This window comes from Shewanella sp. 5S214 (genome assembly GCF_041439795.1).
Lineage (GTDB): Bacteria > Pseudomonadota > Gammaproteobacteria > Enterobacterales > Shewanellaceae > Shewanella > Shewanella vesiculosa.
Map to the genome: position 1 here is coordinate 73556 of NZ_JBGOOV010000004.1, position 22197 is coordinate 95752.

Sequence of the window (22197 nt, forward strand, 5' to 3'; positions counted from 1 at the left end):
TCCGTATAAAATTAAACATTTTAACAACCTAGGTGTTGTTAAACCATCCTTACAAAGTATGTATTTAATCCAGTCGAACAAAGTGACTGTGTATAAGCTTGCTTCTAGGTTCAGCGATTCCTTATTTCTCAATCGTGCGATTTGATATATGATGCGCCACCCTAAATTTGCCTATGTCGCCGATCCCTTTATATGTCTACCAATGCCCTTTATACCGATTTGTCCGGTTATTACGATTTAATGTGCTGTGACATTAACTATCAGCAGCAAAGCAATAGCATAGTGCGCTTGCATCAGTTTTTGGGTAACAGCGGTAAACAACATTTAGATTTAGCCTGTGGCACTGGGCCGCACGTGAGGCATTTCATCGATTTAGGGTTTCAAAGCAGTGGTCTGGATATCAATCAACCTATGCTCGATATTGCTATGCGTCGTTGTCCTGAAGCGCAGTTTAGTTTGCAAAATATGACTGAGTTTTATGTTGACCAAAAACTCGATTTGATCACCTGTTTCTTGTACTCGATTCATTACTCTCCAGGTACCGAGGCGCTTAAAGCCTGCATTGCGAGTGTGTATAAAGCATTAAATACTGGTGGCCTGTTTTGTTTCAACACAGTTGATAAACATAAAATCAATAACAAGGCGTCAGTGCGCCACAGCGCCGAGTTTGCGGGCAGCCAGTTTGTGTTTGAATCTGGCTGGCATTATCAGGGGGAGGGTGAAATGCAGTCGCTTAATGTCAGCATTGCCAAAACTGATGCTGATAAGACTCAGCAATGGCAAGATTCCCATGCGATGGTCGCCACCAGTTTTACTGAACTCGAAGCCTTGTTAAGCCCGTACTTCGATGTGCAAATATTTGAACACGATTACGACAAAATCATCCCGTGGGATTTAGCTTCAGGCAACGCCTTGTTTGTGTGTACGAAACGTGAGATTGAGTAGCTAAGGTTTTTAGCGGTCATTCGCTATTGCTGGTGAGCCGGAATGCAGATTTTTAGACAATAAATAAGCGGTTGAGAGTAAAACTTTTATACATGGGCTTTTAAAATGTGAGTGTTCTCATTTAATTTTGCCGCATGCCAGTGAATTTTCACCAGTTTTAAGTACCTATTTATATTGGCTTAAGTGTATAAAAATAGGTATTTGAATATGGCCAGCCATCATCAGTAACAATGGCTGTTGATGAGGGATTACTGTGCGGTATCAGTAAATTCTGCTTGAACCTTGTCTAATTCTTGCTGGTTTTTAAGCTCGGTTTGTTGCTGTTTTTTAATGCTGACTTCTTCTACTAGTGCCGCTTGTCTTTGTTTAAGGCTGTGTTTCTCATCTTTGGTTAGAAACTTAAACGCTTTTTCATTGGCAAGTGCATACGCAACGACATCTTCGCCTTTTACTCTGCGTTCATCCACTCGTTTTGAAAAACGATCGTTATCTCGAGCTTTGCGCTCTTCGGCATTTAACTTACTCATTGGTGTATCCTCATTAGTTAATCACGGTAGGCTTCACTACGCTCAGTCAAATAAATGAGATGCACATTCATAAAGCTGATCGGCGCATTTTAGCATAAGTTGGCTTGTTAGCCTGTAATACATGGCGTCTGAGTAAACTTTATCATCTGTTGGTGGCTTCTAGAGGCGGTTCAGCTATCTGTTACCTGTAACGTTCAATCATTAAAGCTGTTTAAGGCCATCGCGATATCATGAGTCGCTTGTTTAGCGCGCGCACTGAGTTTTGTGATTGAAATAAAGCCATGCATGCAATCGTCATAATGCTGGTGTTGTGTATTGATGCCTGCCGCTTTTAGGCGCTGGGCATATGCAATGCCGTCGTCTCTTAATGGATCGTAACCTAGGGTTAATATGTAGCTTTTTGGCGATTCGCTGATGTCTTTTGCCTGTAGTGGGCTCACTAATGGCAGGGTGACTTCGTCGAGAGAATTCAAATAATGCAGCCTGAAATAATCCATTAAATCGCGGGTGAGTATTAACTGCTTATTGAAACGGCGATAAGACTCGGTCAAACCTTGCAAGTCGACCATTGGGTAGATCAAAAACTGAAATGCAGGAGTTACTTTGGCCTGTACTGGTAGTGACGTTTGCAATGAATTTAAGCCGATAATACAAGCCAGATATCCGCCTGCGCTATCACCACCCACACCGATATATTGTGGATTGATATTCAGTTGTTGATGATTGTCATTGATATAGTTCCACGCCTCGATGGCATCACAAATCGGGATTGGAAATTTATGTTCTGGGGCCAGTCGATAGCCAACAGATATGATGTTCATCTTGCCGTGTTTAGCCAGATAGCGGCAAAAGTGATCGTGGGTGTTAATACTGCCAATAACGCCGCCGCCACCATGAAAGTACACTAAGGTTTTTTGAGACTTGTTGGCACTAGGATAGTAAATGCGTAGCTTGATGGTGTTATTGATGTGCAGGTTATCAGCTGTGTCTGTGGCATCGCCGCGATGATTCGTGCTCACTGGAATGACTAACTCGACAATCTTATCCATTTCAATTTTAGTCAGCCCAAGTACTCGATCCATCGCTAGAAATACATACCTGAATAATGTTACTGGCAATTTGTATAACGGCGCTAATGATAACCACTTGGCGACCATTAATTGTTTAGCTTCAAGCTGGGATGCTTGCAGTGGTTTGCCTGGTAGCGGTTCGTTTAGTGATGATGTTGGTTGATTAAGGTTATCCATTTCTATGGCCTTTTTATTATTGTGAACTGATTAGAACCACATGTTTATCGACTTAACCACTTCATCACCAAGCGATTGATAAACGTAGGTGATACGTTACTTAATCGATGCAATAGGCCATAAAAAACACTGACCGTTCTATGGGTTTTAGGGTGTTTCACTTGTTTATCAATCACAGCGACTACGTGTTCAGCAGTAATGTTCACACCGAGTCGTTGCATGACTTTGGCGGTGTGTTTCTGTGCCTTAAGCATATTGGTTGCCACAAAAGGCGGCATGACATCACATACTCTTATGCCGTACTTTTGCCACTCAAGTTCCAGCGCCTCGGTAAGCGTTTTTACGGCAAACTTACTCGCCGAATAGCTGGCTAATTCTGGTACGCCATAATCGCTACTGGCTGATGACATATTGATAATAGTACTCGTGCCAGTATTTTTTAGATATGGCCATGCAGCATGACACAGATTCATGACCCCGATGACATTGACACTTAATGTACGCTGATGATGTTCTATAGAGATGTCTTCAAATGGACCAATTTCCAATATGCCGGCATTGTTAAGTAATACAGCCAAGCAATGATTATGTTCCGCACAAAATTTAGCCATAGCGTGTTGTACTTGTGACACATCAGTGACATCCAGCTGAAACAAGCGTATTCGAGTTCTATCCCATATTTCGGTGGCTTGTGTTAATTGCGCTAAATTGATGTCGGCCATACCGACCCAATAGCCCTTTTTATGAAAGTGCCGAGCAGCGGCTAAGCCAATCCCAGAAGCCGCGCCGGTAATAAATATCGTGTTGTTATTCATGATAAAACCTGGTTATTTTTAGTGCGAGTGAATCAGTACAAGTGAAAAGGTGGCTAAGCCAACTAAAATGAACGGGTATTAAGGTGTTCCATCTGCGGCTGTTTCATTTCATCAACCCAGCGCTGCCAAGTGTAGGGCCATAAAATGGGGTCGCCATCGGCATCTAAATACCAGCTTTGGCATCCTCCAACCCAGCTAGTGCCCTTTAACCCTTCTTTTACGTAGGCATTAAAATCGTCAATGGCTTGTTGTTTGGCTTCAAACTCATCAAATTGATGCTCACGCCATTTATCGATCAATTTAATCACGTAGTCAGTTTGAACCTCGCTCATGGCGATAACCGAAAAGTTACCAATAGGTGTGTTGGGGCCGAGCATTAAAAAGAAGTTAGGGTAATCGCTGAGTAACATTGACCGATATGCTTTAATTTTATGAGCCCACGCCTTATCAATGTGCAAATTGTTGCGGCCAATTAGATTCATTGGGCGCATAAAATTAAATGCATTAAACCCTGTCGACAGTACCAATACATCGAGGTCATGGTGTGTACCGTCTTTAGTGATAATGCCTGTTGCAGTTATGCGCTCAATGGCCTCTGTTATTAACTCAGCATTGGGTTTTTGAATGGCTTTATAAAAAGTGGTGTTGATAATGACCCGTTTGCAGCCTACTTGATAATGAGGTCGCAGCTTTTCGCGTAAAGTTTTGTCTTGAATGCTTAATCTTAAGTTGGCTTTACACAAAAAATTTAACACATGTTTTTGGATAAAGTGTCCAGTTACCGCTTTGGTAAAAAAATGTTCTAGAAAAAACTTACCAGTATTGCGGTGGATTTTGGTAATGATGGGAAAGCGAGCCATCAGTTTGCGGCTGGTTTTTGAAAAGGTAAAATCGGGTAAGTGCATTAACCATTGTGGTGTGCGCTGAAAAACCGAGACCTTAGCACCAGTATTAATCAATTCAGGAATGGCTTGTGCCGCGGTTGACCCAGTACCGATTACCCCAACCCGAGTTGAGGCAGATATATCGACGTCGTGGTTCCATTGGGCGGTATGAAATGTGGTGCCTTTAAAATCAGCTAATCCAGGAATGTCTGGAAATTGCGGATGGTGCAAAATGCCTGTGGCACACACAATAAAATCGGCGATATAGGTTTGCTGTTGGCTGGTTTTTACTGTCCATTTGCCATTGTCATAGTGTGCATCGGTAACCGCTTCGTTAAAGCGTATGTCTCGTTTAACCTCATACTTATCTGCCACATGCTCAAAATATTGTTTAATCTCTGGTCCATGGGCGAAAAATCGGCTCCAATTGGGATTGGGTTCAAATGAATAGGTATACATGTGAGCGGGTACATCACAGGCCGCACCTGGATAGGTATTTTCGCGCCACGTTCCGCCCACAGAGCCTTTTTTCTCTAGCACTACAATGTCAGTAATACCAGCTTGACGCAGTTTGATGGCCATTAAAATGCCCGTCATACCTGCACCAATGATCACCACCGCAGGGTTTCGTTTAACTTGGGTCATGCGGACCTCAATGATTGTTATTTTTAATTATGACTTTGAATAGCCATTTCGCTACACGATCATTCAAAGATTGTTAACCAATGATGTTATCTGTCCAGCATAGGAAATTGGGCTTGATTGATCTAGCGTCTAAATAGACGTATATTTGTGATTTTAAGACATTACGGCCATCACTTATGACATTTCGCAGTATTACCAGTGTGCAGATTATCGTTGCCCATGGCATTGAGCTGGGTATTGATGAGAATGTTTTACTGCAAGGGTCGGGTTTAACCAGTGCTCAATTAGCTGACCATGAGCGGCTGATTGAAGAGAAGCAAGAGTTACAGGTGTTAAATAACCTAATGCTTACTACTGAATGCCCAGTTAAAGTAGGAATGGAATTAGGCTGCCGTTATCACCTGACCAGTTATGGCATTATGGGGTATGCCCTGTTGGCCAGCAGTACTGCGAGAAAGGCGATTGAATTTGGCTTGCGGTATCTAGATTTAACCTATGTTTTTTCTCAGATAACATTAACTGAGCTTAGCGACGATTTATCCTTAAGGTTCTCGTGCGACATTGCAGGTAAGTTAGGTGAGCTCGTATTAGTCAGAGACATGTTGGGCGCGGCGATGATCCAACGAGAAGTATTTGAACGTAACGGCTTACCGATAAAATTGCAGTTTATGTCGCCTCAGCCTGTAGGCTTGTGCCTAGAAGATATAAAGCAAAAACTCGGAGCTGAGATCCAATTTAATGCCAATTATAATGGCTTTTCTGGACTAGCCCCGCTATTGGATTTGCCCTTGGTAAAAGCCAATGAAGCCACCGCCAGATTATGTGAAGCGCAATGCAGCCAGTTACTGCAACAAAAACAAAACTGGAAACCTGTCGCCAAGTTGGTCAAAGACACCTTAGTGCACTTAGGCTTAACAGCATCAATGGAAGACATCGCCCAGCATTTAGCCCGTACGACTCGCACTTTACATCGTCAACTCAAACTAGAACAAACCAGTTGGCGCCAAGTACGTGATGATGTGCGTTTTGGCATCGCTGAGGAACTGCTGCTAAAGCCGATGCAACTTGATGAAATTGCTGAGCGACTTGGTTTTAGTGATGGGGCTAATTTTAGCCACAGCTTTAAGCGCTGCAAAAACATTACCCCAAGCCAGTATCGCAAGCAGGCAACAAAACAGCGATAGCCAGCTGTTCTTCATAGCTAAAGGCTAGCTAGAATCTCAAGCCTTAGACCTTAGACTTTAGACCTCAAATCTAAAGACTCTTACCTAGAACTTAGAACTTAGAATAAGTGGCTGTTAGCCAGAACCTGCTTTCTATGACTGCATCACCTCATGTTTAATTACAGAACTGCCTTTCACATGGAACTCCATCGTTATTTCCGTCCATTTGTGTACCTGGGCAGTTACGGATATAAAAGGTTGCTTCAGCACATGATCGCATTTGGCTGCAGTGGGTTTTACCAGCTTCGCATCTGAACTGTGGTTGTAGATTGATTGAACTTGGTTTTGATACGGTTGGTGTCCACAGCATCTGCTCAACATCTTCATTGGTCAGCACTGGCGTAGCGGTCATTTTTTGATATTGTTTATAACCGAAAATACCAACCCCAAGCAGGATAATAAGCATGATTACGCGGCCAAGTACTGGGCTTGAGCGGTAGTTGTCGTCATGATGAGATGGGCTTTTTCGATGATGTTGACTGGTGTGAGACGCTGGACGAATGCTGTTGGACGCCACTGCGACGCCTTCTATACTGGCTTTTACGGTTTTGACTTTACCGTCGGGCTGGTTCTCACGATGAAATAGGATCTCATCGCCAACAATGGGCTTTCTGGTCATGTGTTTTAAGGTTGAAATGTGAATAAAGACATCTTGATTATCACCGGTTTCTGGCTTGATAAAACCAAAGCCTTTTTCGGTATTCCAACGAACCGATACCAATCCGCATTGAAGTTTGCTCTTTTAGCGAAAATTATTAGTGTGCTATTCGAGACAGTCATTTGAAGGCATGGTTGCTCCACGTCAAAAATGACTAACAAAGAAGAGTGCCCTAATAAATTCGCCCTTCGGGGCGGTGTCATAACACCAATTACTACCTCAAATGCCTTAAATGTAGCTTGCTACACCAGCAGTCATTTGAATTGTACTTGGCACTTTGACGCCGCCTAAAATAGATCACACTTCAATAAGGATTGGTATAATGCCTCTTTCCATGGCGATTCTTTCCTTGATGGTCATTCAGTTAATAAAATTCATACTTTAGAATCATGCTTTTAAATCAGTAACATAATACCTACAATCACAGTGTTTTAGCCAGTTATTTGATTGGGCTTTCTGAACGGTCGATAAAACATAGTCGATATGTTTACCTACTCAGGGAAAAATGAATTGATATCGACTTGGGCAATGTATCAACTTGCTACAACAAAAACGTGGTGTTATTTAAGATTAAGTTTAACGTGTATATAGACGGGATTATTTTTAATGAATTGACCAACGCAACAATAGAGGGGGCTACTGATGAATGATGAGCAATACCAAAAAGGACTTGAGGTACGTCGCAAGGTGATGGGGGATGCTTATGTCGATAAAGCGCTCAGCAATGTCACTGATTTTACCAAGCCACTGCAAGACTTAGTGACCGCAAATTGTTGGGGAGAAGTCTGGGTTCGTGATGCTATTTCTAAGCAAACTCGCAGTCTTATCACTATTGCCACACTGGCGGCTTTAAAAGCTCCAACTGAATTAAAAGGTCATGTTAGAGGGGCATTACGTAATGGGTGTTCCATTGCTGAAATTCAGGAGGTATTACTGCATTCAACAGTCTATTGCGGCATGCCAGCGGGAATTGAAGCCTTTCGGGCTGCAAAAGAAGCGATAGAAGAATGGGCTATAGAAAATAGCTAGCACTGAGTTATCTATTAACTTTTTAGCCCAAATGATTGTGTGTAAAAGCACTAATCTTTTTTTAGATTGTTACGTATAACAGGATCTAATACTTATCCAAAAGGACTTAAAATGCGTTATTTAATGATTATTGCAAGCTTATTACTGCTCAGCGCTTGCAGCACGAGTTATCCAAATCAGGCCATTACTGGGCAAACTTTTCCATCGGTGTCAGGCCAAAATCTTGAAGGGCAATCTATGGCCTTGCCTGATGATTTAAAAGGTGAAACTGCGCTATTACTGATCGGTTATAAACAAGATTCACAGTTTGATATTGATCGCTGGTTAATTGGCTTAGACATGACCGAAACGCAAGTATCGGTATTTGAAGTGCCAACCATACAGGGATTGTTTCCTAGAATGTTCAGCACCTTTATAGACAGTGGTATGCGTGCAGGCATCCCTAAGCCACTTTGGAAAGGCGTTGTTACTGTCTATAAAGATGGTGAAAAAGTACAAGCATTTACCGGTAATGAAAAACCAAACAATGCGCGAGTGGTGCTATTAGATGGCCAAGGTAAAGTGATTTACTTTTATGACCAAGGCTTCTCTGTTGATGCACTCAACCAGTTAAGAGCCTTGCTTTAATCGCGCAAAAGGTAGTGTGTAAATCGATCGAGATATCAATTATATCAGCCTCTTTACTGTCATATTTGAGGCCAGTAAGCGACATCTTGATAAAATATGACCTGATATATATCAACAATATGATGGCCGTGATGATTTGCTAAATGCTTTATTGAGTTTGTATCGTTAGAGTTTTGCTCATAAAAGTCTCTGGTTAGCGTTAAATGAGGCTAATGAGGCCTAAATATCTTCGACTGGGTTGTAATCTCATCGGTTATCACTAATTATCTAAGCGCTGCTAAGTTTGCAGCTCTCAATTGAGGACTTTGCCATGCTGTACGATTTGACTGTAGTGCAATTCAGCAAAATGCTGAATAACTTAAATAATATTCTTGATAAGGCCGAGGTATTTGCCGCCTTTAAAAAGGTCGATATGGCAGTATTGCTGAACTCTCGCTTAGCGGCAGATCAATTTAATCTTACTCGCCAGATTCAGATAGCCTGTGACACGGCTAAAGTTGGTGTTGCCAGATTAACCGGTAATTTAGAGACTATGCCTAAGCATGATGATACTGAAACGACACTTGAGGAGTTGCGTCAACGCATTGCTTCAGTCATTGAGTATATTAATGGTTTTAGCGAAGCTGACTTCGCTCACGCTGCCACTATCCATGTGTCACAACCTCGCTGGGCAGGTAAATATCTAACAGGCTATGAATTTGCTATTGAACATGCCATTCCTAATCTCTATTTTCATGTGACTACGGCCTACGCAATATTGCGCCACAACGGTGTTGAAGTGGGTAAGAAAGACTACTTAGGTGATATGCCTTATAAAGTCCCTGTTATTTAGTAAAGTACTCGTTATCGGCTATTGAGGATACATCCACTAATGTAGCGTTTGTATCCTTTAATAGCTGCGCCCAGAAGCCACTGTCTAAGCCATGTATTGACTTGCTTTTTTACACTAGCTTTTGGGCATTTTTGTTTTACTCAGATGATTTAATTCGCTATTACTCTGCTCAATAATCAATTGTTTATTTGCATTTGATGCGGTAATTTTTTGGCGTAGCAACTGAATCAAGGTTGGCGCAATAGAGGCTAAAATCATGCCACACATCAATAAATATTGATGTGGTGTGTATGATTCACCCATTAACACAAAACCACAGGCAATACCTGCTATTGGGTTGGCTATGCCGCCAAAAGTGAAGTCGACAACCGACATACGTTGCAATAACCACACATACATACTGTAACCGAGTACAGTGTTGAGTAATATTATCCAGCTAATGCCGAAGCCATTAGTCAGACTAAATTGCTTGATCACATTGAGGTATTGTTCAGGTGAAAATAGTGCCTGAATGCCTGCGGCAACCAATAATAATGCTCCGCCGATAATGAGCTGCCAGGTGAGTATGGTCCACCAATGAATGCGTGATCCCAGTGCTTTAGTGATCGTGCTGCCGATAATAATACAGCTAATAGCCGCCAGCATCGCCATTAACCCAATAGGATTTAAACTAATAGTGCTGGGGTCAAATAGCATCCACGCTAGAGCAATTAAGATCGCGCCACAAAAGGCTTGCGGCAGATTAGGGCGTTTTTTACTGCTTACCCAATGAAATAGCATCGCGAAAACGGGCACTGAAATCATCCCTATACCAGAGATGGCCGACGGAAGTGTTAGTGCCATAATAAATATCAAACTGAAAAACACCGCAATATTAATCGCACCGAGTTTTATCAAAATAGACCAGTCGGCTTGTTGGGGCTTAGTCGGTTTGATTGCCAATAAAATGAGTCCAGCAGGCAATGCACGCAGAGCACCGAGTAATAACGCTGGCCAGTCAGGTAAAGTGAGCTGGGTCATCGCATAAGTGGTACCCCAAAAAAAGGCTGGGATCATGGCGAGTAAAATATTCATAAACTACCTTAGTATTAAATATCTTCATATAAAGATAAGTGTTGATTCTGGACTGCTAAGTTATCTTTGTAAAGTATCTTTTTATGAAGTATCTTTATGTTAAGTATTTTATAAGTGATCAATCGTTAAGATTAAGGGTGTTAAATGGAGGATATCGATAGAGTTGTGGCGCAGTGGGGTGAACAGAAGCCGCATTTAGATACTGCACCAATGGCAATACTTGGGCGTTTTTTGCGTTTACAAAAACACATTGAAGCTGAAATATCTACTTGTCATAAATTGTTTGGCCTGACCATGGGGGAATTTGATGTACTGGCTACATTACGACGTGCAGGCCTGCCTTATACCTTAACCCCTTCAGTGCTTTTGTCATCTATGATGTTAACCTCTGGCGCGATGACAAATCGCTTAGATAAACTAGAATCTAAAGATTTAATTGCACGTGTACACAGCACTGAAGACAGGCGTAGCGTATCCGTAGCTTTGACTAAAAAAGGCCTTGCAGTTATTGATGAGGCAATAGAACAGCATGTGCGTATTCAACATCAGTTAGTAGCAAACCTTTCAGATTCTGAACTGCCCGAGCTCAACCAATTACTCAAAACTTGGTTAGCTGGCTTTGAAGGCAATTAATAGCGGCTGTGATCAGATAATTTAATCACGGCCAGCATCTTAAGATACTGGCCGTTTTTGTTTATGCGTTTTGTAAAAATGCCAAAGTAAGTTTTACCGCAATTGTTGTATTGCTGAGTCATAGTGATTATTAACCCTATCAGCATCATCAATTGCAGCTATGTTTTATAGCATTATGCCCCGCAGCAACCACAAACGGTTTGAGGTAATTGTTCACCTGTACTGGCACTTTGGTTTGTCCATTGACCGTTCCATTTCAGCTTTGAGGATGAATTAGTACAAGTCTTAGGGCATTCTGTTTTAGCTTGTGGCTGACTATTAATCGTATTTGCTGCCTGTATATCCAAACACTGATTCGAACCGATAGCAATATCATCAAAAATATGGCTTAAACTATTCGATGTTGTATTGCTACCACTGTTGCTGGTACCTGTGTAATTGTGGCAACCAAAACAATTCGATACAAAATCAGCATTAAGATCGACAGATTGATATTCAGTTTCTGCCACCGTATTGGCCAAGCGTAACGAACCTCGCTGATTACTAATCTCTGATCCCTTGCTTGTGTTACTTACCCATAATGCACCCACATTAAAGTAGTTCGATAATACTTTAAAATTATCAGTTAGATAGGGCTGAACATTGGCATTTAGCGTTTGAATGCTTTGAGTATTTTCATCGTATTTGAGATCCCCTTTGGCTGAGCCGTAAGCATATTCGCGACAGATCTCTGAAGCCGAGCCTGTGAGGGACTGACTGGGTGCCGGATTATTAAAACGACACTGGACTATACCTAAAGCGTTTTGGTCTTTTAAGTCAGCAGTACAGGCTTTACTGGCAAAGGACCAAGCGGTATTAGTTTCTGGCGAAGTGCAGTCTGGTGCGTTTATTTTATGCTCAAACGTAGCCCAAATAAACTCAGGATGATTTGGGGTAGCAACGGCAAGGTGAAAACCGATCATCCCCAACTTAGTCGTGCTAGTACTTTTTAGATCCGGGGTAATGTTGGCATCCATTGTGATAAATTGACTTGGATCATCGTTGGCACCTAATACTTTCCATGCGGTTTTTAGCTCAGTGGTTCCGCCAGGAAAGTTTTGTTGTTGCTGAATTTTTTTCACATCACACATATTTTTACTGAACTGAACGTCGTAATACACCACATTGTTATTTTGGTCGTAAATAGTGGCACCGCCCCCAGCTTGGCCGATACGCTCTGGAATGGTAAATGTAGTGCCGTTTTCTTGGGGCTTGGCTGTGCGGATAAATAACACATGCGAATCATGTTTATCATCGCAAGAGTTGGCTGGGCTGCCATCGGCATTAACTTCTAGTTCGTTGAACTGAGTCGAATCCTGAAAGTTAAGTACCTGAGGATTGGTTTTTGAGCTAGCCATTAAGTATGCAAAAGATTGCCAAGAGAATTGATAAAAATCACAAAATGAACTGTCGCCGGGGCCATTACTTTGTTTAACCTCGGTGGGTAAACTTGGGTGGGTAAACCAGCTCGAGTCGGCGCTACAATTAAATGAATTGATACTCGCTACGGTTTTATTAATAGTTGTTTCGTTTGCCTCTGCTCGGGCACTATTTATCCCTGATACGCACAACAGCGCTGCACTTAAGAGGGTGTTAATATTCCTTTGATAACATTTCATATTCTATTCCTTTATATAAATAGTTCACATAACCTTAAGGTCAATTCGACCTTTAAGCCTTTGATGCCCAAACGACTATAAGCATGAGTTATGACTATAGTTAGAATTTTTTTAAAAATTCTTCTGATAATATTCTTATTTTAAATCAATTGATTATGATTTAGTGCAAGCGGAGGTATTGTGGTTTCAACGTAGGCGTGAGTTATTTGATATCAAGAGATAAAAGTCAGGTTGTTTAATGCTGATGTTTTCTGCGTGGGTTTATATTATGGCTCAATAGGCTTGTGTTCGCTCAGTATTGCATTGACCACTAAAGCAAAAAACGGCCAGCATCTTAAGGTGCTGGCCGTGGTTGTTTATGCGTTTTGTAATAGCTTAGCGCTTATGGTTGTAGCTGTGCTTTTGCCGCTTCAACTTTAGAAAAATCTAAGCCAAGTTCTACAACTGCTTCTTTGATTAAAGCAGGGTTTTGCATCACCATGCCCATTAGCTGTTGTAGCTTTTCCGCAGGAATGCCTAATTGACCAATAGTTGCCATTGCTGCAAATGGGTTTTCAGTTAACGTCTGGAACAGCTCATTAATTTGTACGTCACTGATATTGTGTTCTTTGAAGATGGCAATAATAGGATTCATTGCGTTACCTTGTAAATGTTAATTGAGTAAGTTGTGATTTTATCATGATTTAGTCTGTAGAGGGCAAGATAGCGATTGCACAATCGTACTGACAAAATGATTCAGCAGGTTTTGACTTTGGTTAGTCTCTTAGCAAGATTGAACTGAGTGTCGTTTATACGTTACACCATTGGATAAATGATTGAGTTTACTACTCCGGTGTTTATACTGTTCCCGTTTTAGCGTGTTGCTTTGCTGATTTAAGACTACTTTTTATATGGATTTGTTACGGACGTTGATATGGATATTGAAACTCTCTGCACTGTGTTAGTGCTGCTCCAACCCCTTGTTGTATATTATGCCTTTTATAAAAATACTGGCGTAACCACCAAAGATAATGAGTTTAATCAATCTTTTTTGGTAATTTCTCCTAGTTTTGCCTTCTTTTATTTAGACCAATATTGGTATGCACTCAGTTTACTGGTCGGCGTGGCATTGCTCGGTTTGTTATTGGCAATGATAATGGATCGTAAAGCCAGTCATCCGATTGATTACGGCGGGCTGGTTTCATTTATGCTTGCTTGGTTGATTATATTTGGTATAGGTCATTGGATTGCAGGTTTTTTTCCCGACTCAAGCAGTACCGAGGTTGACGATACAATAGCGCTGACTGATATCACGCAAGGGGGTTATTCAGCATTAACCAGTTCACTGTATTACTTCTTGATTATGCTGGGCGTGTTTTTTGTCCGTATTATAGAGAAAAAATATTTCACAAAGGATAATCTCAGTAGTTTGTTGTTGCTTATCAGCAGTGTTGTTGGTGGCGTGTTACCTATGGTGGGTGACTATTTTATCTTGAGCATAGTGATAAACTTTTTTATCTTATTTTATATGAGTGTCGCCATTATTCGCTTGGATGATACCGGTCCTTCAAGTGGTTCGGTGACTTTTATATTTAGTTATCTATTTATGATGGGGGCTAGCTTAGCCATCATGATAAAAGGCGGGTATTGGCTTTACAGCTTGATGAGTTAACTGCGGCATGATCGATAGGCTGCATGTTATTAGCTAGAGTCGATAGCCCCAAAAAAAAGCCAGAACACATCTACATATGTGTTCTGGCTTTTTTAGTTAGTTTTAATCAATGGTATTAGCCATCAACTTTGTACAATAAGCAACCTGCTATGGTTTCTCGACCTGACAACGTACTTGCGATAATGTCACCGTCTTGCCGGTTTGTACATGACGTAATAGGCAATTATCGCCTTGTTTTAACAGTTGCACTGCGTCCGGAATTTCAGTGCTGCGCCCCATGATCAATAAGCCATTAGCGTCTTTATGCTGAGCACGCTCAATCACTTCTTGGCTGTATTGAGTAAAAGCCTTATCGGCGATTAATACATTGCTGGCGTCCAGTAAGCTTGCTATCGCTTGTTGTAATTCAGCGTGGGTTTGGCTGCTAGGGTTTATCAGCATTGCCGCTTGTAACGGCAATGGCGCCTCTTTTGCTGTCGCCCCACAGCCGCTCACTGCCAATACTGCCAGAATACCAATGAATTGCTTTTGCATTATTGCTCCAAAGCCAATGGCGTGAGAATACGGTTGTTTTTCAGTACATTTTGGTTGCGCGTGTCTTGCAACATAAAGCCTGGATCGACAAAGGGTTCTCGTGCTGGTGCGCGCGCTAAAGCTGAAGCCGTCGCTGGGCAGCGGTTATTATTGCGATAAAACAACGCTGCACTGAGAAGTCTCTCGTTGGTATCACCCAAAGCATGTCCAAGATCATCTTCTAGAACACAACCTGGCACTTCACTGTCTAGGGTAGGATTGGCTGATGGTATAAATCCGTCAGAATATTCACCAAAGCCTTTGTCATTAACCCCTTTAAACTGAATGGTAAAGTAGGTTGTGGCACAGTTACTGGTTGGGTAAAAGCCATAAGGCTTACCGCAGGTTGTATCACCCAATTGAATTACCTCAATATTAATGCCGCGAAGGGCATTCATTAAGGCTTCGCTGGCAGAACAGGTGCCAGGGGTTGTTAATACAAATACTCGCTTAAGGTTTAGCGTGGGCAGCGATAATCCACTGCGCAGTAATGAAGTGTTAAAGCCGATTGATTCTGAAATAAACGGCATCGGCGAGAGTGCTTCACGCGTTACTGGGTTAATGTTGGGGTACTTGTTGTTAAAGCTAGTTTGTTCAAACATCCGGTTAGTTGTGGCGTTATCACCCGCAATCATGTAGCCCAGTTGGCTGGCAAGTGCTAATAATCCACCGCCGTTATAGCGAATATCCAATACTAAGTCGTCTACTTGTGCGTTGCTCAGTAACGTCATGGCATCGTATAAGCCTTTTTCGGCCGTCGCGATGTGAGAGTTAAATTGTAGATAACCCACTTTGCCATTAGTCGTTTGAATGGTTTTAGTATTTTGCACTGGCGTTGATACGATTGTGCCTGCCGATAATGTCACTGTGCGGTCGGTTTGGGCATTTAAATCTCGCACGGTAAACACCGTTTGTTTACCAGTGGCATCGGGAAATAAACCTGCATTTAAAGTATCGATACTGTCGCTATCATTGGCATTTGCTACGCTAACACCGTCCACCGATACAATAATGGCCCCACGGCTAATACCTGCATTGCTTGCCGGCGTGTTTGGCTCGTTGAAGGCCACAGTCACTTGTCGTGACACACCTGCAGATGCATTACGTAAATTAAGCGTCATGCCATAACCCACAGAGGCCCCAGATCCATTGAGTAATTCCCATTCTGCTGTCGGCATAGAAAAGTGGAAGTTATCTTTGAGGTTGCCCGTGTCTGACAATTCGTCGGTTTTAAGTAGTTCAAAATATTCGGCAACGCTATATGGTGCCGGATCGCGATCAATAATTTCGTCATACCAAAGGTAAGTGTCATCGCTCCACGACCGCAACCACAATTTTTGTGTCAAGGGGACACTGCACTGATTGGCTAATGTCGAGTAGTTAGCAAATTGACCAGCAACCCATTGAGGTGAAGTTGAGCCAGTATTGCTATTGTTATCGCCGCTTGATGAGCCGCCACCGCCACAGGCTGTTAGTAACAGGCTGGCGCTGATAATGAATGGGGCGAGAGTGTTGCTTGAGAGTAACTGCATAATAATCCTTTATATACTCAAATATCGTGGTTAATGTTTAATCTTACAATTGACAACTTTATTACAATTGACCTAATTTGTAACTCGGTTTCTTGAGCAATACTAAGATTGATAAACCATGCTATTTGAAGTGTAATGCTATTTCTATACGCGGCTACTGGTTGTAATGTTCAGTTCAACCTTAGTACTGTGTTTGTGGTTCCTTGCTACTGTTTTATTGCTTACTCATGTAGATATACTAGATGTCAAAAGCTCCATTTGTATAAAATTGCCACAAGCGGCTGCCAACTTCATTTTGAAAGTTCAACGGCCCTAACCAGAGATATCATTACTATGTTCGACAAATATAAAGTAAAAAAGGCGGGTCAATGCTAACTTCACTTATGCATTTATCTGTACCCCGCCAGCGACAATATGGCGCATCTGGCATCAAACTACTGTTAATTATTTTAGTGACTATGCTGGTCACAATTGGATTAACGTTTTTTATTATTCGCACTTATATTTTTCCGTCGCCATTAACGCCTGTAACGTTAAATGCCCAAGAAGAGCAAAAGCTGGATCAAAAACTGACCCAGCTTGGTTGGCAAGTTGAACCTAGTCGCCAAGTGAGCCAATCACCTAATTCACGCGAACCAAGTAATCGTGGTCATAACAACGCAGAGCTAACCCCGCAGGCATATCGCGAATTTGATGCCGACCGCCAGGTGACTTTTAGCGAAAAAGAAGTAAATTCAATGATTGGCCGTAATCCTGATTTTGCGCAGCGGGTTGCGATAGATTTTTCAGACAATTTGGCCAGTGCAACCTTGCTGATTTCAATTCCTAAGGACTTTCCACTGATGGCTGGAGAAATCTTACGGGTTAATACTGGGTTGGACATTCATTTAGATACCAATGGTCGCCCAGTAGTTGCTTTAGTTGGCGTGAGCTTAATGGGTGTGCCTATTCCCAATGCATGGTTGGGTAACATGAAAAACGTCAATTTAGTGAGTGAGTTTGGCGACCGTGGTTTTTGGAATACCTTTGCCGATGGTGTGGATAATATTCAGATTCGTGATGGCGAACTGTCGATCAAACTGCGAAAGTAAATGCTACATATCGGTTTGAAAGCAATGTTATAAGTATGGTGTTAGCAGTGAGCCTGAATATCAAGCTCATTGTTTATTGACCGTTTTTCAGCCCACTCATGTTGAGTGACGCGAATACTTATCACAGCTAACATTATGTTCTGTATAGCACTTTTACCACATGCCAACCAAACTTTGTTTTGACTAGGTGCGGTGTTATTAGCTCGCCATTAAAACAGACTTTATCAAACGGGGGCACCATTTGACCTTTTTTGAACTCACCTAAGTTGCCACCATTTTTGGCTGATGGGCAGCTAGAATGTTTTTTTGCTAGCACATCAAACTTGGCGCCTTTATTGAGCTGCTTGATGATGTCTTCAGCTTGGGTTTGGTGTTTCACTAATATATGTAATGCTGCTGCAGTTTTGGCCATGATATCGGTCTTCGTTTCTCTGTGATTAGCAGATTATTATACCTGTTTCATTAGCTAAATTGGCAGTAGATCCTTGCACTAATGGATCTATTCAATTCCAATATAGGCAAATATTGTAAGGTTTGGACTTGTTAATGCCTAAATCTTGAGGTTTTATTACTGTAATTTGCTGATATTAATGATGCTAATAATGATGTCTTTCATTATGTTATATCGCTACAACACGTTGAACTGACGCTGAGTGGCCAGAAATTAGCTAATTGAGTATTACATGGATTACAGTATTGATCAGTTGGTAAAAAACGACGAGCACATAACAAAAAGGAAATTTTAATGCTTAAGCGAATCATACCCTTATGTATAGCGAGTGCGATAACTATGGCAATACCTGTTCATGCAGAAGAAGATAAATATATTTGGTTAGAAGATGTTGAAGGCGCTAAGCCAATGGAATGGGTTAAGCAACAAAATAGCTTATCTGCTACCCATATTAAGGCTTATCCAGGTTTTGATAAATTAGTTGCCAACAGCTTAGATATTTTAAACGATAAAGCCCGCATTCCTTATGCAACTCGTATTGGCGATTATTTGTATAACTTTTGGAAAGATGAAACCCACGAGCGTGGCATTTATCGGCGAACTACGTTAGCAGAATATGCTAAAGCCGAACCTAAGTGGGAAACCGTGCTCGATATCGATGCCCTGGGTAAAGCTGAGGAAGTTAATTGGGTTTTCAAAGGTATTGAATGCCAATATCCACAGAACGAGCGCTGTTTTGTTTCATTATCTCGTGGTGGTGCTGACGCTGCTGAAGTGCGCGAATTTGATTTAACAACGAAAGCCTTTGTCGATAGTGCTCAAAAGCCATTTTTGTTGGCCGAAGCAAAGTCGATGCTAAGCTGGATTGATAAAGACACTGTGTTTGTTGGTACTGATTTTGGCGATGCGCAAAGCATGACCGACTCTGGCTACCCAAGTGTGGTTAAATTGTGGAAGCGCGGCACTCCTTTATCTGCCGCTAAACTGGTCTTTAGAGGGGATAAAAAGTCAGTAGCCGTGTCGGGTTATGTGATGTTCGATGATAAAATCCCACTCAATATCGTCACAGAAAGCTTAACCTTCTACACCGCTAAACATTATGTCTATCAAGATAGTCAGTTAGTGTCGCTGCCTATTCCTGAAGATGCCGATTTGAAAGGTTACTTTAAAGGTCAGCTATATATTGAGCTAAAAAGCGATTTAGTCACCTCAAAGGGTACGTTCAAACAAGGTGCCATTGTTTATACGCCAGTTGATAAGCTCATTGCGCAAAAACCTGAGTTTAGTGAACTGGTATCGCCAACTACGCACGCTTCAATTTCACAAGTAGCATTTAGTCAGAATGCTATTTTTGTGACTTGGCTGGATGATGTAAAAAGTAAACTCGTCCGATACATGCAAAACGATAAAGGTGAGTGGCAAAGCAAGCCGGTGCCATTTGAAGCCAATGGCACCTTAAGTGTGTTTGATGTAGAACGCGATAGTGATGACTTTTTTGTTAATTACACCAGCTTTTTAGAACCCGCTAGTTTATATCGCTTAAATGGCGCGAGCTTAAAAGCCGATAAAATTAAAGCCATGCCGCAACAATTTGACGCTGATAAATTTGTCACCCAGCAGTACTTTGTTAAGTCAAAAGACGGCACTAATGTACCTTATTTTGTGGTGATGGCTAAAGACATCAAACTCGATAGCAGTAACCCTACATTACTTTACGGTTATGGCGGTTTTGAAGTGTCGCGTTTGCCAGCCTATTCGGCCACTATTGGTAAAAACTGGTTAGAGCAGGGCGGTGTTTATGTACTGGCTAACATTCGTGGTGGTGGTGAATATGGTCCTGCTTGGCACCAAGCAGCATTGAAGCAAAATCGTCATAAAGCGTATGAAGATTTTGAAGCCATTGCCGAAGACTTAATTGCTCGCAAGATTACTTCAAGCAAACATCTTGGTATTCAAGGTGGCAGTAATGGTGGTTTGTTAATGGGAGCTGCCTTTACCCGTCGTCCTGAGCTATATAACGCAGTCGTGTGCCAAGTGCCGTTATTAGACATGAAGCGTTATAACAAATTACTGGCCGGTGCTAGTTGGATGGGCGAATACGGTAATCCTGATATTCCTGAAGAGTGGGCATACATTAAAACCTATTCTCCATATCATAATTTAAAACAAGGGGTTAAATACCCTAAAGTGTTTTTTACCACCTCAACACGCGACGATCGGGTTCATCCTGGACATGCGCGTAAAATGGTCGCAAAAATGGAAGATATGGGCATAGATGTGTTGTACTACGAAAATATTGAAGGCGGCCATGCTGGCGCGGCCGACAATACCCAAGCCGCTCAGTTAAGCTCAATGGTTTACGCTTACTTAATGCAGCAACTTCGTTAAATATAGTCGCTCAGTGATGAGTAAAAAGGGTTTCAGCAGTGCTGAACCCCTTTTTTTGTGTCTGACATTAATATGACTCGGCTCGAAACTCCGCATGTCTCAGTCGTACTCTTTTATGATAAAAAGAGCCGCAGTGAAGTGCTGCGGCAAAATAGCCTGAAGCTAATTGCAAGGGTGCAATTCTCGCCATTAGCTAGGGGGAGGCTAAATGACGATGACTTAATCTGCACTTATCAATTCAATTGCATTACTGGCCAGCGAGCCCTTAATTTGAATCGCAACCTTATAAATCATTGCGGCATTGGCCGATGCTTTACTTTGTAAGTCGAGGTCACTGACATTAAAAGTATATTTACCAGCAGTATCGGTTGCTTCTAATGTTCCGCTACAACTATCACTCCCTGCACCATCGCATTGATAGCTTTGAGTGACATGCCAACGTTTCCAAGCCTTAGGTTTTATCGATAGCGATGCTGGATCAGGAAAGCCAAAATAGACGATATCGTAATTGGCTACATCAATGAGGGCTTCGCCTTCATTATTGGCGACCGTGAATAATAGCGAGCCAGTGGTAGCATTAAATGTATCCAGGGTTACAACTACGCTGCTTGCATCATCAATACTAATGCCATCAAGAACTGGTGGTACAACAACTACTGGCGGTGTCACCACTGGCGGTACAACCACCACAGGTGGATCAATAACCGCTACATCGTCATCATTGTCACTATTACAGCCAAAGATTAGCAATGAACTGGCTAATATGGCGCTAAGATATTTGACATTCATCATGCGCTCCTTAATTGTAATGTCCGGTATGGCAGGTCGTGCATTCCATGTCGCTTTTCACACTGGCAGCAGAGCCCATCGTTTCGGTGACACCATGGCATGATTGACATGCTTGGGTTGTCGCCGATGGTTTCGCTTCTGCTAATACCGAAATATCCTCGCCGCCATGAGCTCGATTCAATAGATCGACAATGTAATAAGCCATAGTGGCAGATAGGCGTTTACAGCGTTCACCTTTTAATGCGAAAGGCTTTCCTGATGCCGCAGACCAATTACTAATGGATGAATGGCACAATGGGCTGTTAGCAATAGATGTTGCCCCCACTTCTAATGATTTTTCGGCTGTAGAGCCTATCCCTGCAATGAACTCAGCTGAAGATAAAGGCAAATCGTTGGTTTCATAGTAACGGAATGAAGCCCCAATAATCGCGTTGTTTTGGCCATTAATATCATCAAGAATGTTGATCAGCATGCCTGCTGCATTTAAGTTACCGCAAAGAGTACCTTGGCCTACCACGCCAGCCCAACCGTAGCCGGCTAATGCTGTTGGGATAGTCGCAAACTTGTCAGCATCAATACTGGCAGATACCGCGAGCATAGTCACAATGGCGTGAAAGACTTGGTGCATACAACCGCCGCCAGTTTCATAGGCTAGCTTGGCAGTAGCCATGGCATCTAACGGTGCATATTTGAGTTTTTCTCCTAACGCTAAACGGTAGTTTCCATCTGCATCTGTAGCAGCAAATGCTGATGTACCTAAGAGGGTTGCCCCGGCTGCGGCGGTGCTTAATCCAATTATTTTTGTTAATGCTTGACGTCGATTTATGCTCATTTTGATCACCCTTATATCATCATTATTGTTGTGTTTAAGCGCTATGACTTCATATGGCTTAGGCTTGTTGTCATATTTTTGCTGGTCGGAATA

The 22197-nt window shown here is 42.1% G+C and carries 22 protein-coding genes; 9 read left to right on the top strand and 13 right to left on the bottom strand.

Translation table 11 applies throughout. The annotated features are described in order from the left end of the window. Nucleotides 1-192 precede the first annotated feature (192 nt). Nucleotides 193-945: a class I SAM-dependent methyltransferase gene (locus ACED29_RS03705; RefSeq protein WP_371697065.1), complete on the top strand. Its 753-nt coding sequence runs from the start codon at nt 193-195 to the stop codon at nt 943-945. Nucleotides 946-1193: 248 nt separating this feature from the next. On the opposite strand, the gene ACED29_RS03710 is transcribed toward ACED29_RS03705, so the two are convergent. The 4 genes from ACED29_RS03710 to ACED29_RS03725 all read right to left on the bottom strand — a co-directional run bounded on the left by ACED29_RS03710 (nt 1194) and on the right by ACED29_RS03725 (nt 5063). After that, nucleotides 1194-1472: a DNA polymerase III subunit epsilon gene (locus ACED29_RS03710; RefSeq protein ID WP_124015235.1), complete on the bottom strand. Its 279-nt coding sequence runs from the start codon at nt 1470-1472 to the stop codon at nt 1194-1196. A 194-nt stretch (nt 1473-1666) separates the two neighbouring features. After that, nucleotides 1667-2719 carry an alpha/beta hydrolase gene (locus ACED29_RS03715; RefSeq protein ID WP_273057829.1) on the bottom strand — a complete coding sequence of 351 codons (1053 nt, stop codon included), beginning with the start codon at nt 2717-2719 and terminating at the stop codon, nt 1667-1669. A gap of 44 nt (nt 2720-2763) precedes the next feature. Then, a complete protein-coding gene (locus ACED29_RS03720) occupies nt 2764-3534 on the bottom strand; it encodes an SDR family oxidoreductase (protein WP_371697066.1) in 771 nt (256 codons plus the stop codon). Nucleotides 3535-3596: 62 nt separating this feature from the next. Then, entirely contained in the window at nt 3597-5063 is a 1467-nt protein-coding gene (locus ACED29_RS03725) for a flavin-containing monooxygenase (protein WP_371697067.1), read from the bottom strand. A 176-nt stretch (nt 5064-5239) separates the two neighbouring features. Here ACED29_RS03725 and ACED29_RS03730 point away from each other — a divergent pair, with 176 nt between their 5' ends. Next, nucleotides 5240-6247, top strand: a complete 1008-nt coding sequence (locus ACED29_RS03730; protein WP_371697068.1) for an AraC family transcriptional regulator ligand-binding domain-containing protein — start codon at nt 5240-5242, stop codon at nt 6245-6247. 154 nt (nt 6248-6401) lie between these two features. Here the strand turns inward: ACED29_RS03730 and ACED29_RS03735 are convergent, their stop codons facing one another. Next, a complete protein-coding gene (locus tag ACED29_RS03735) occupies nt 6402-7007 on the bottom strand; it encodes an excalibur calcium-binding domain-containing protein (protein WP_371697069.1) in 606 nt (201 codons plus the stop codon). A gap of 579 nt (nt 7008-7586) precedes the next feature. On the opposite strand from ACED29_RS03735, the gene ACED29_RS03740 reads away from it, so the two are divergent. From ACED29_RS03740 to ACED29_RS03750, 3 genes are all read left to right on the top strand, one after another. Next, nucleotides 7587-7973 carry a carboxymuconolactone decarboxylase family protein gene (locus ACED29_RS03740; RefSeq protein ID WP_182696828.1) on the top strand — a complete coding sequence of 129 codons (387 nt, stop codon included), beginning with the start codon at nt 7587-7589 and terminating at the stop codon, nt 7971-7973. Nucleotides 7974-8084: 111 nt separating this feature from the next. Beyond that, nucleotides 8085-8600, top strand: coding sequence for a hypothetical protein (locus ACED29_RS03745; protein WP_371697070.1), 516 nt, complete (start codon nt 8085-8087; stop codon nt 8598-8600). A gap of 310 nt (nt 8601-8910) precedes the next feature. Next, nucleotides 8911-9432, top strand: a complete 522-nt coding sequence (locus ACED29_RS03750; RefSeq protein WP_124015227.1) for a DUF1993 family protein — start codon at nt 8911-8913, stop codon at nt 9430-9432. A 114-nt stretch (nt 9433-9546) separates the two neighbouring features. Here ACED29_RS03750 and ACED29_RS03755 read toward each other — a convergent pair whose 3' ends face one another. Continuing rightward, entirely contained in the window at nt 9547-10506 is a 960-nt protein-coding gene (locus tag ACED29_RS03755; RefSeq protein WP_371697071.1) for a DMT family transporter, read from the bottom strand. A 144-nt stretch (nt 10507-10650) separates the two neighbouring features. Between ACED29_RS03755 and ACED29_RS03760 the strand changes: the two genes are divergently transcribed. Continuing rightward, nucleotides 10651-11139: a MarR family winged helix-turn-helix transcriptional regulator gene (locus ACED29_RS03760; RefSeq protein ID WP_371697072.1), complete on the top strand. Its 489-nt coding sequence runs from the start codon at nt 10651-10653 to the stop codon at nt 11137-11139. A gap of 173 nt (nt 11140-11312) precedes the next feature. Here the strand turns inward: ACED29_RS03760 and ACED29_RS03765 are convergent, their stop codons facing one another. Together ACED29_RS03765 and ACED29_RS03770 are read right to left on the bottom strand one after the other, a co-directional pair. Then, a complete protein-coding gene (locus ACED29_RS03765) occupies nt 11313-12797 on the bottom strand; it encodes a mannan-binding protein (protein ID WP_371697073.1) in 1485 nt (494 codons plus the stop codon). 382 nt (nt 12798-13179) lie between these two features. Beyond that, nucleotides 13180-13431, bottom strand: coding sequence for a DUF2999 family protein (locus tag ACED29_RS03770; protein ID WP_124015225.1), 252 nt, complete (start codon nt 13429-13431; stop codon nt 13180-13182). A gap of 279 nt (nt 13432-13710) precedes the next feature. Between ACED29_RS03770 and ACED29_RS03775 the strand changes: the two genes are divergently transcribed. After that, complete coding sequence (locus ACED29_RS03775) at nt 13711-14448, top strand: hypothetical protein (protein ID WP_371697074.1); 738 nt, start codon at nt 13711-13713, stop codon at nt 14446-14448. 147 nt (nt 14449-14595) lie between these two features. Here ACED29_RS03775 and ACED29_RS03780 read toward each other — a convergent pair whose 3' ends face one another. Both ACED29_RS03780 and ACED29_RS03785 read right to left on the bottom strand, forming a co-directional pair. Then, on the bottom strand, nt 14596-14982 hold the full coding sequence (locus ACED29_RS03780; RefSeq protein ID WP_371697075.1) for a hypothetical protein: 387 nt from the start codon (nt 14980-14982) through the stop codon (nt 14596-14598). Next, nucleotides 14982-16553, bottom strand: a complete 1572-nt coding sequence (locus ACED29_RS03785; protein WP_371697076.1) for a S41 family peptidase — start codon at nt 16551-16553, stop codon at nt 14982-14984. The genes ACED29_RS03780 and ACED29_RS03785 overlap by 1 nt, the downstream gene beginning before the upstream one ends. 368 nt (nt 16554-16921) lie before the next feature. Here ACED29_RS03785 and ACED29_RS03790 point away from each other — a divergent pair, with 368 nt between their 5' ends. After that, complete coding sequence (locus ACED29_RS03790; RefSeq protein WP_371697077.1) at nt 16922-17644, top strand: arginine N-succinyltransferase; 723 nt, start codon at nt 16922-16924, stop codon at nt 17642-17644. Nucleotides 17645-17777: 133 nt separating this feature from the next. Here ACED29_RS03790 and ACED29_RS03795 read toward each other — a convergent pair whose 3' ends face one another. After that, nucleotides 17778-18056, bottom strand: coding sequence for a peptidylprolyl isomerase (locus tag ACED29_RS03795; RefSeq protein ID WP_182696821.1), 279 nt, complete (start codon nt 18054-18056; stop codon nt 17778-17780). 333 nt (nt 18057-18389) lie between these two features. Here ACED29_RS03795 and ACED29_RS03800 point away from each other — a divergent pair, with 333 nt between their 5' ends. Continuing rightward, nucleotides 18390-20483 carry a prolyl oligopeptidase family protein gene (locus tag ACED29_RS03800; RefSeq protein WP_371697078.1) on the top strand — a complete coding sequence of 698 codons (2094 nt, stop codon included), beginning with the start codon at nt 18390-18392 and terminating at the stop codon, nt 20481-20483. A 219-nt stretch (nt 20484-20702) separates the two neighbouring features. Here ACED29_RS03800 and ACED29_RS03805 read toward each other — a convergent pair whose 3' ends face one another. Next, nucleotides 20703-21275 (bottom strand): hypothetical protein, encoded by a 573-nt coding sequence (locus tag ACED29_RS03805; protein ID WP_371697079.1) that lies wholly within the window; start codon nt 21273-21275, stop codon nt 20703-20705. Nucleotides 21276-21282: 7 nt separating this feature from the next. Further along, nucleotides 21283-22104 (bottom strand): cytochrome C, encoded by an 822-nt coding sequence (locus ACED29_RS03810; protein ID WP_124015216.1) that lies wholly within the window; start codon nt 22102-22104, stop codon nt 21283-21285. Nucleotides 22105-22197: the final 93 nt, after the last annotated feature.

Excerpts from the sequence above, each read along its gene's own strand:
- ACED29_RS03705 (WP_371697065.1), top strand. The coding sequence starts at position 193 with ATGTCTACCAATGCCCTTTATACCGATTTGTCCGGTTATTACGATTTA.
- ACED29_RS03710 (WP_124015235.1), bottom strand. The coding sequence starts at position 1,472 with ATGAGTAAGTTAAATGCCGAAGAGCGCAAAGCTCGAGATAACGATCGT.
- ACED29_RS03715 (WP_273057829.1), bottom strand. The coding sequence starts at position 2,719 with ATGGATAACCTTAATCAACCAACATCATCACTAAACGAACCGCTACCA.
- ACED29_RS03720 (WP_371697066.1), bottom strand. The coding sequence starts at position 3,534 with ATGAATAACAACACGATATTTATTACCGGCGCGGCTTCTGGGATTGGC.
- ACED29_RS03725 (WP_371697067.1), bottom strand. The coding sequence starts at position 5,063 with ATGACCCAAGTTAAACGAAACCCTGCGGTGGTGATCATTGGTGCAGGT.
- ACED29_RS03730 (WP_371697068.1), top strand. The coding sequence starts at position 5,240 with ATGACATTTCGCAGTATTACCAGTGTGCAGATTATCGTTGCCCATGGC.
- ACED29_RS03740 (WP_182696828.1), top strand. The coding sequence starts at position 7,587 with ATGAATGATGAGCAATACCAAAAAGGACTTGAGGTACGTCGCAAGGTG.
- ACED29_RS03745 (WP_371697070.1), top strand. The coding sequence starts at position 8,085 with ATGCGTTATTTAATGATTATTGCAAGCTTATTACTGCTCAGCGCTTGC.
- ACED29_RS03750 (WP_124015227.1), top strand. The coding sequence starts at position 8,911 with ATGCTGTACGATTTGACTGTAGTGCAATTCAGCAAAATGCTGAATAAC.
- ACED29_RS03755 (WP_371697071.1), bottom strand. The coding sequence starts at position 10,506 with ATGAATATTTTACTCGCCATGATCCCAGCCTTTTTTTGGGGTACCACT.
- ACED29_RS03760 (WP_371697072.1), top strand. The coding sequence starts at position 10,651 with ATGGAGGATATCGATAGAGTTGTGGCGCAGTGGGGTGAACAGAAGCCG.
- ACED29_RS03765 (WP_371697073.1), bottom strand. The coding sequence starts at position 12,797 with ATGAAATGTTATCAAAGGAATATTAACACCCTCTTAAGTGCAGCGCTG.
- ACED29_RS03770 (WP_124015225.1), bottom strand. The coding sequence starts at position 13,431 with ATGAATCCTATTATTGCCATCTTCAAAGAACACAATATCAGTGACGTA.
- ACED29_RS03775 (WP_371697074.1), top strand. The coding sequence starts at position 13,711 with ATGGATATTGAAACTCTCTGCACTGTGTTAGTGCTGCTCCAACCCCTT.
- ACED29_RS03780 (WP_371697075.1), bottom strand. The coding sequence starts at position 14,982 with ATGCAAAAGCAATTCATTGGTATTCTGGCAGTATTGGCAGTGAGCGGC.
- ACED29_RS03785 (WP_371697076.1), bottom strand. The coding sequence starts at position 16,553 with ATGCAGTTACTCTCAAGCAACACTCTCGCCCCATTCATTATCAGCGCC.
- ACED29_RS03790 (WP_371697077.1), top strand. The coding sequence starts at position 16,922 with ATGCTAACTTCACTTATGCATTTATCTGTACCCCGCCAGCGACAATAT.
- ACED29_RS03795 (WP_182696821.1), bottom strand. The coding sequence starts at position 18,056 with ATGGCCAAAACTGCAGCAGCATTACATATATTAGTGAAACACCAAACC.
- ACED29_RS03800 (WP_371697078.1), top strand. The coding sequence starts at position 18,390 with ATGCTTAAGCGAATCATACCCTTATGTATAGCGAGTGCGATAACTATG.
- ACED29_RS03805 (WP_371697079.1), bottom strand. The coding sequence starts at position 21,275 with ATGATGAATGTCAAATATCTTAGCGCCATATTAGCCAGTTCATTGCTA.
- ACED29_RS03810 (WP_124015216.1), bottom strand. The coding sequence starts at position 22,104 with ATGAGCATAAATCGACGTCAAGCATTAACAAAAATAATTGGATTAAGC.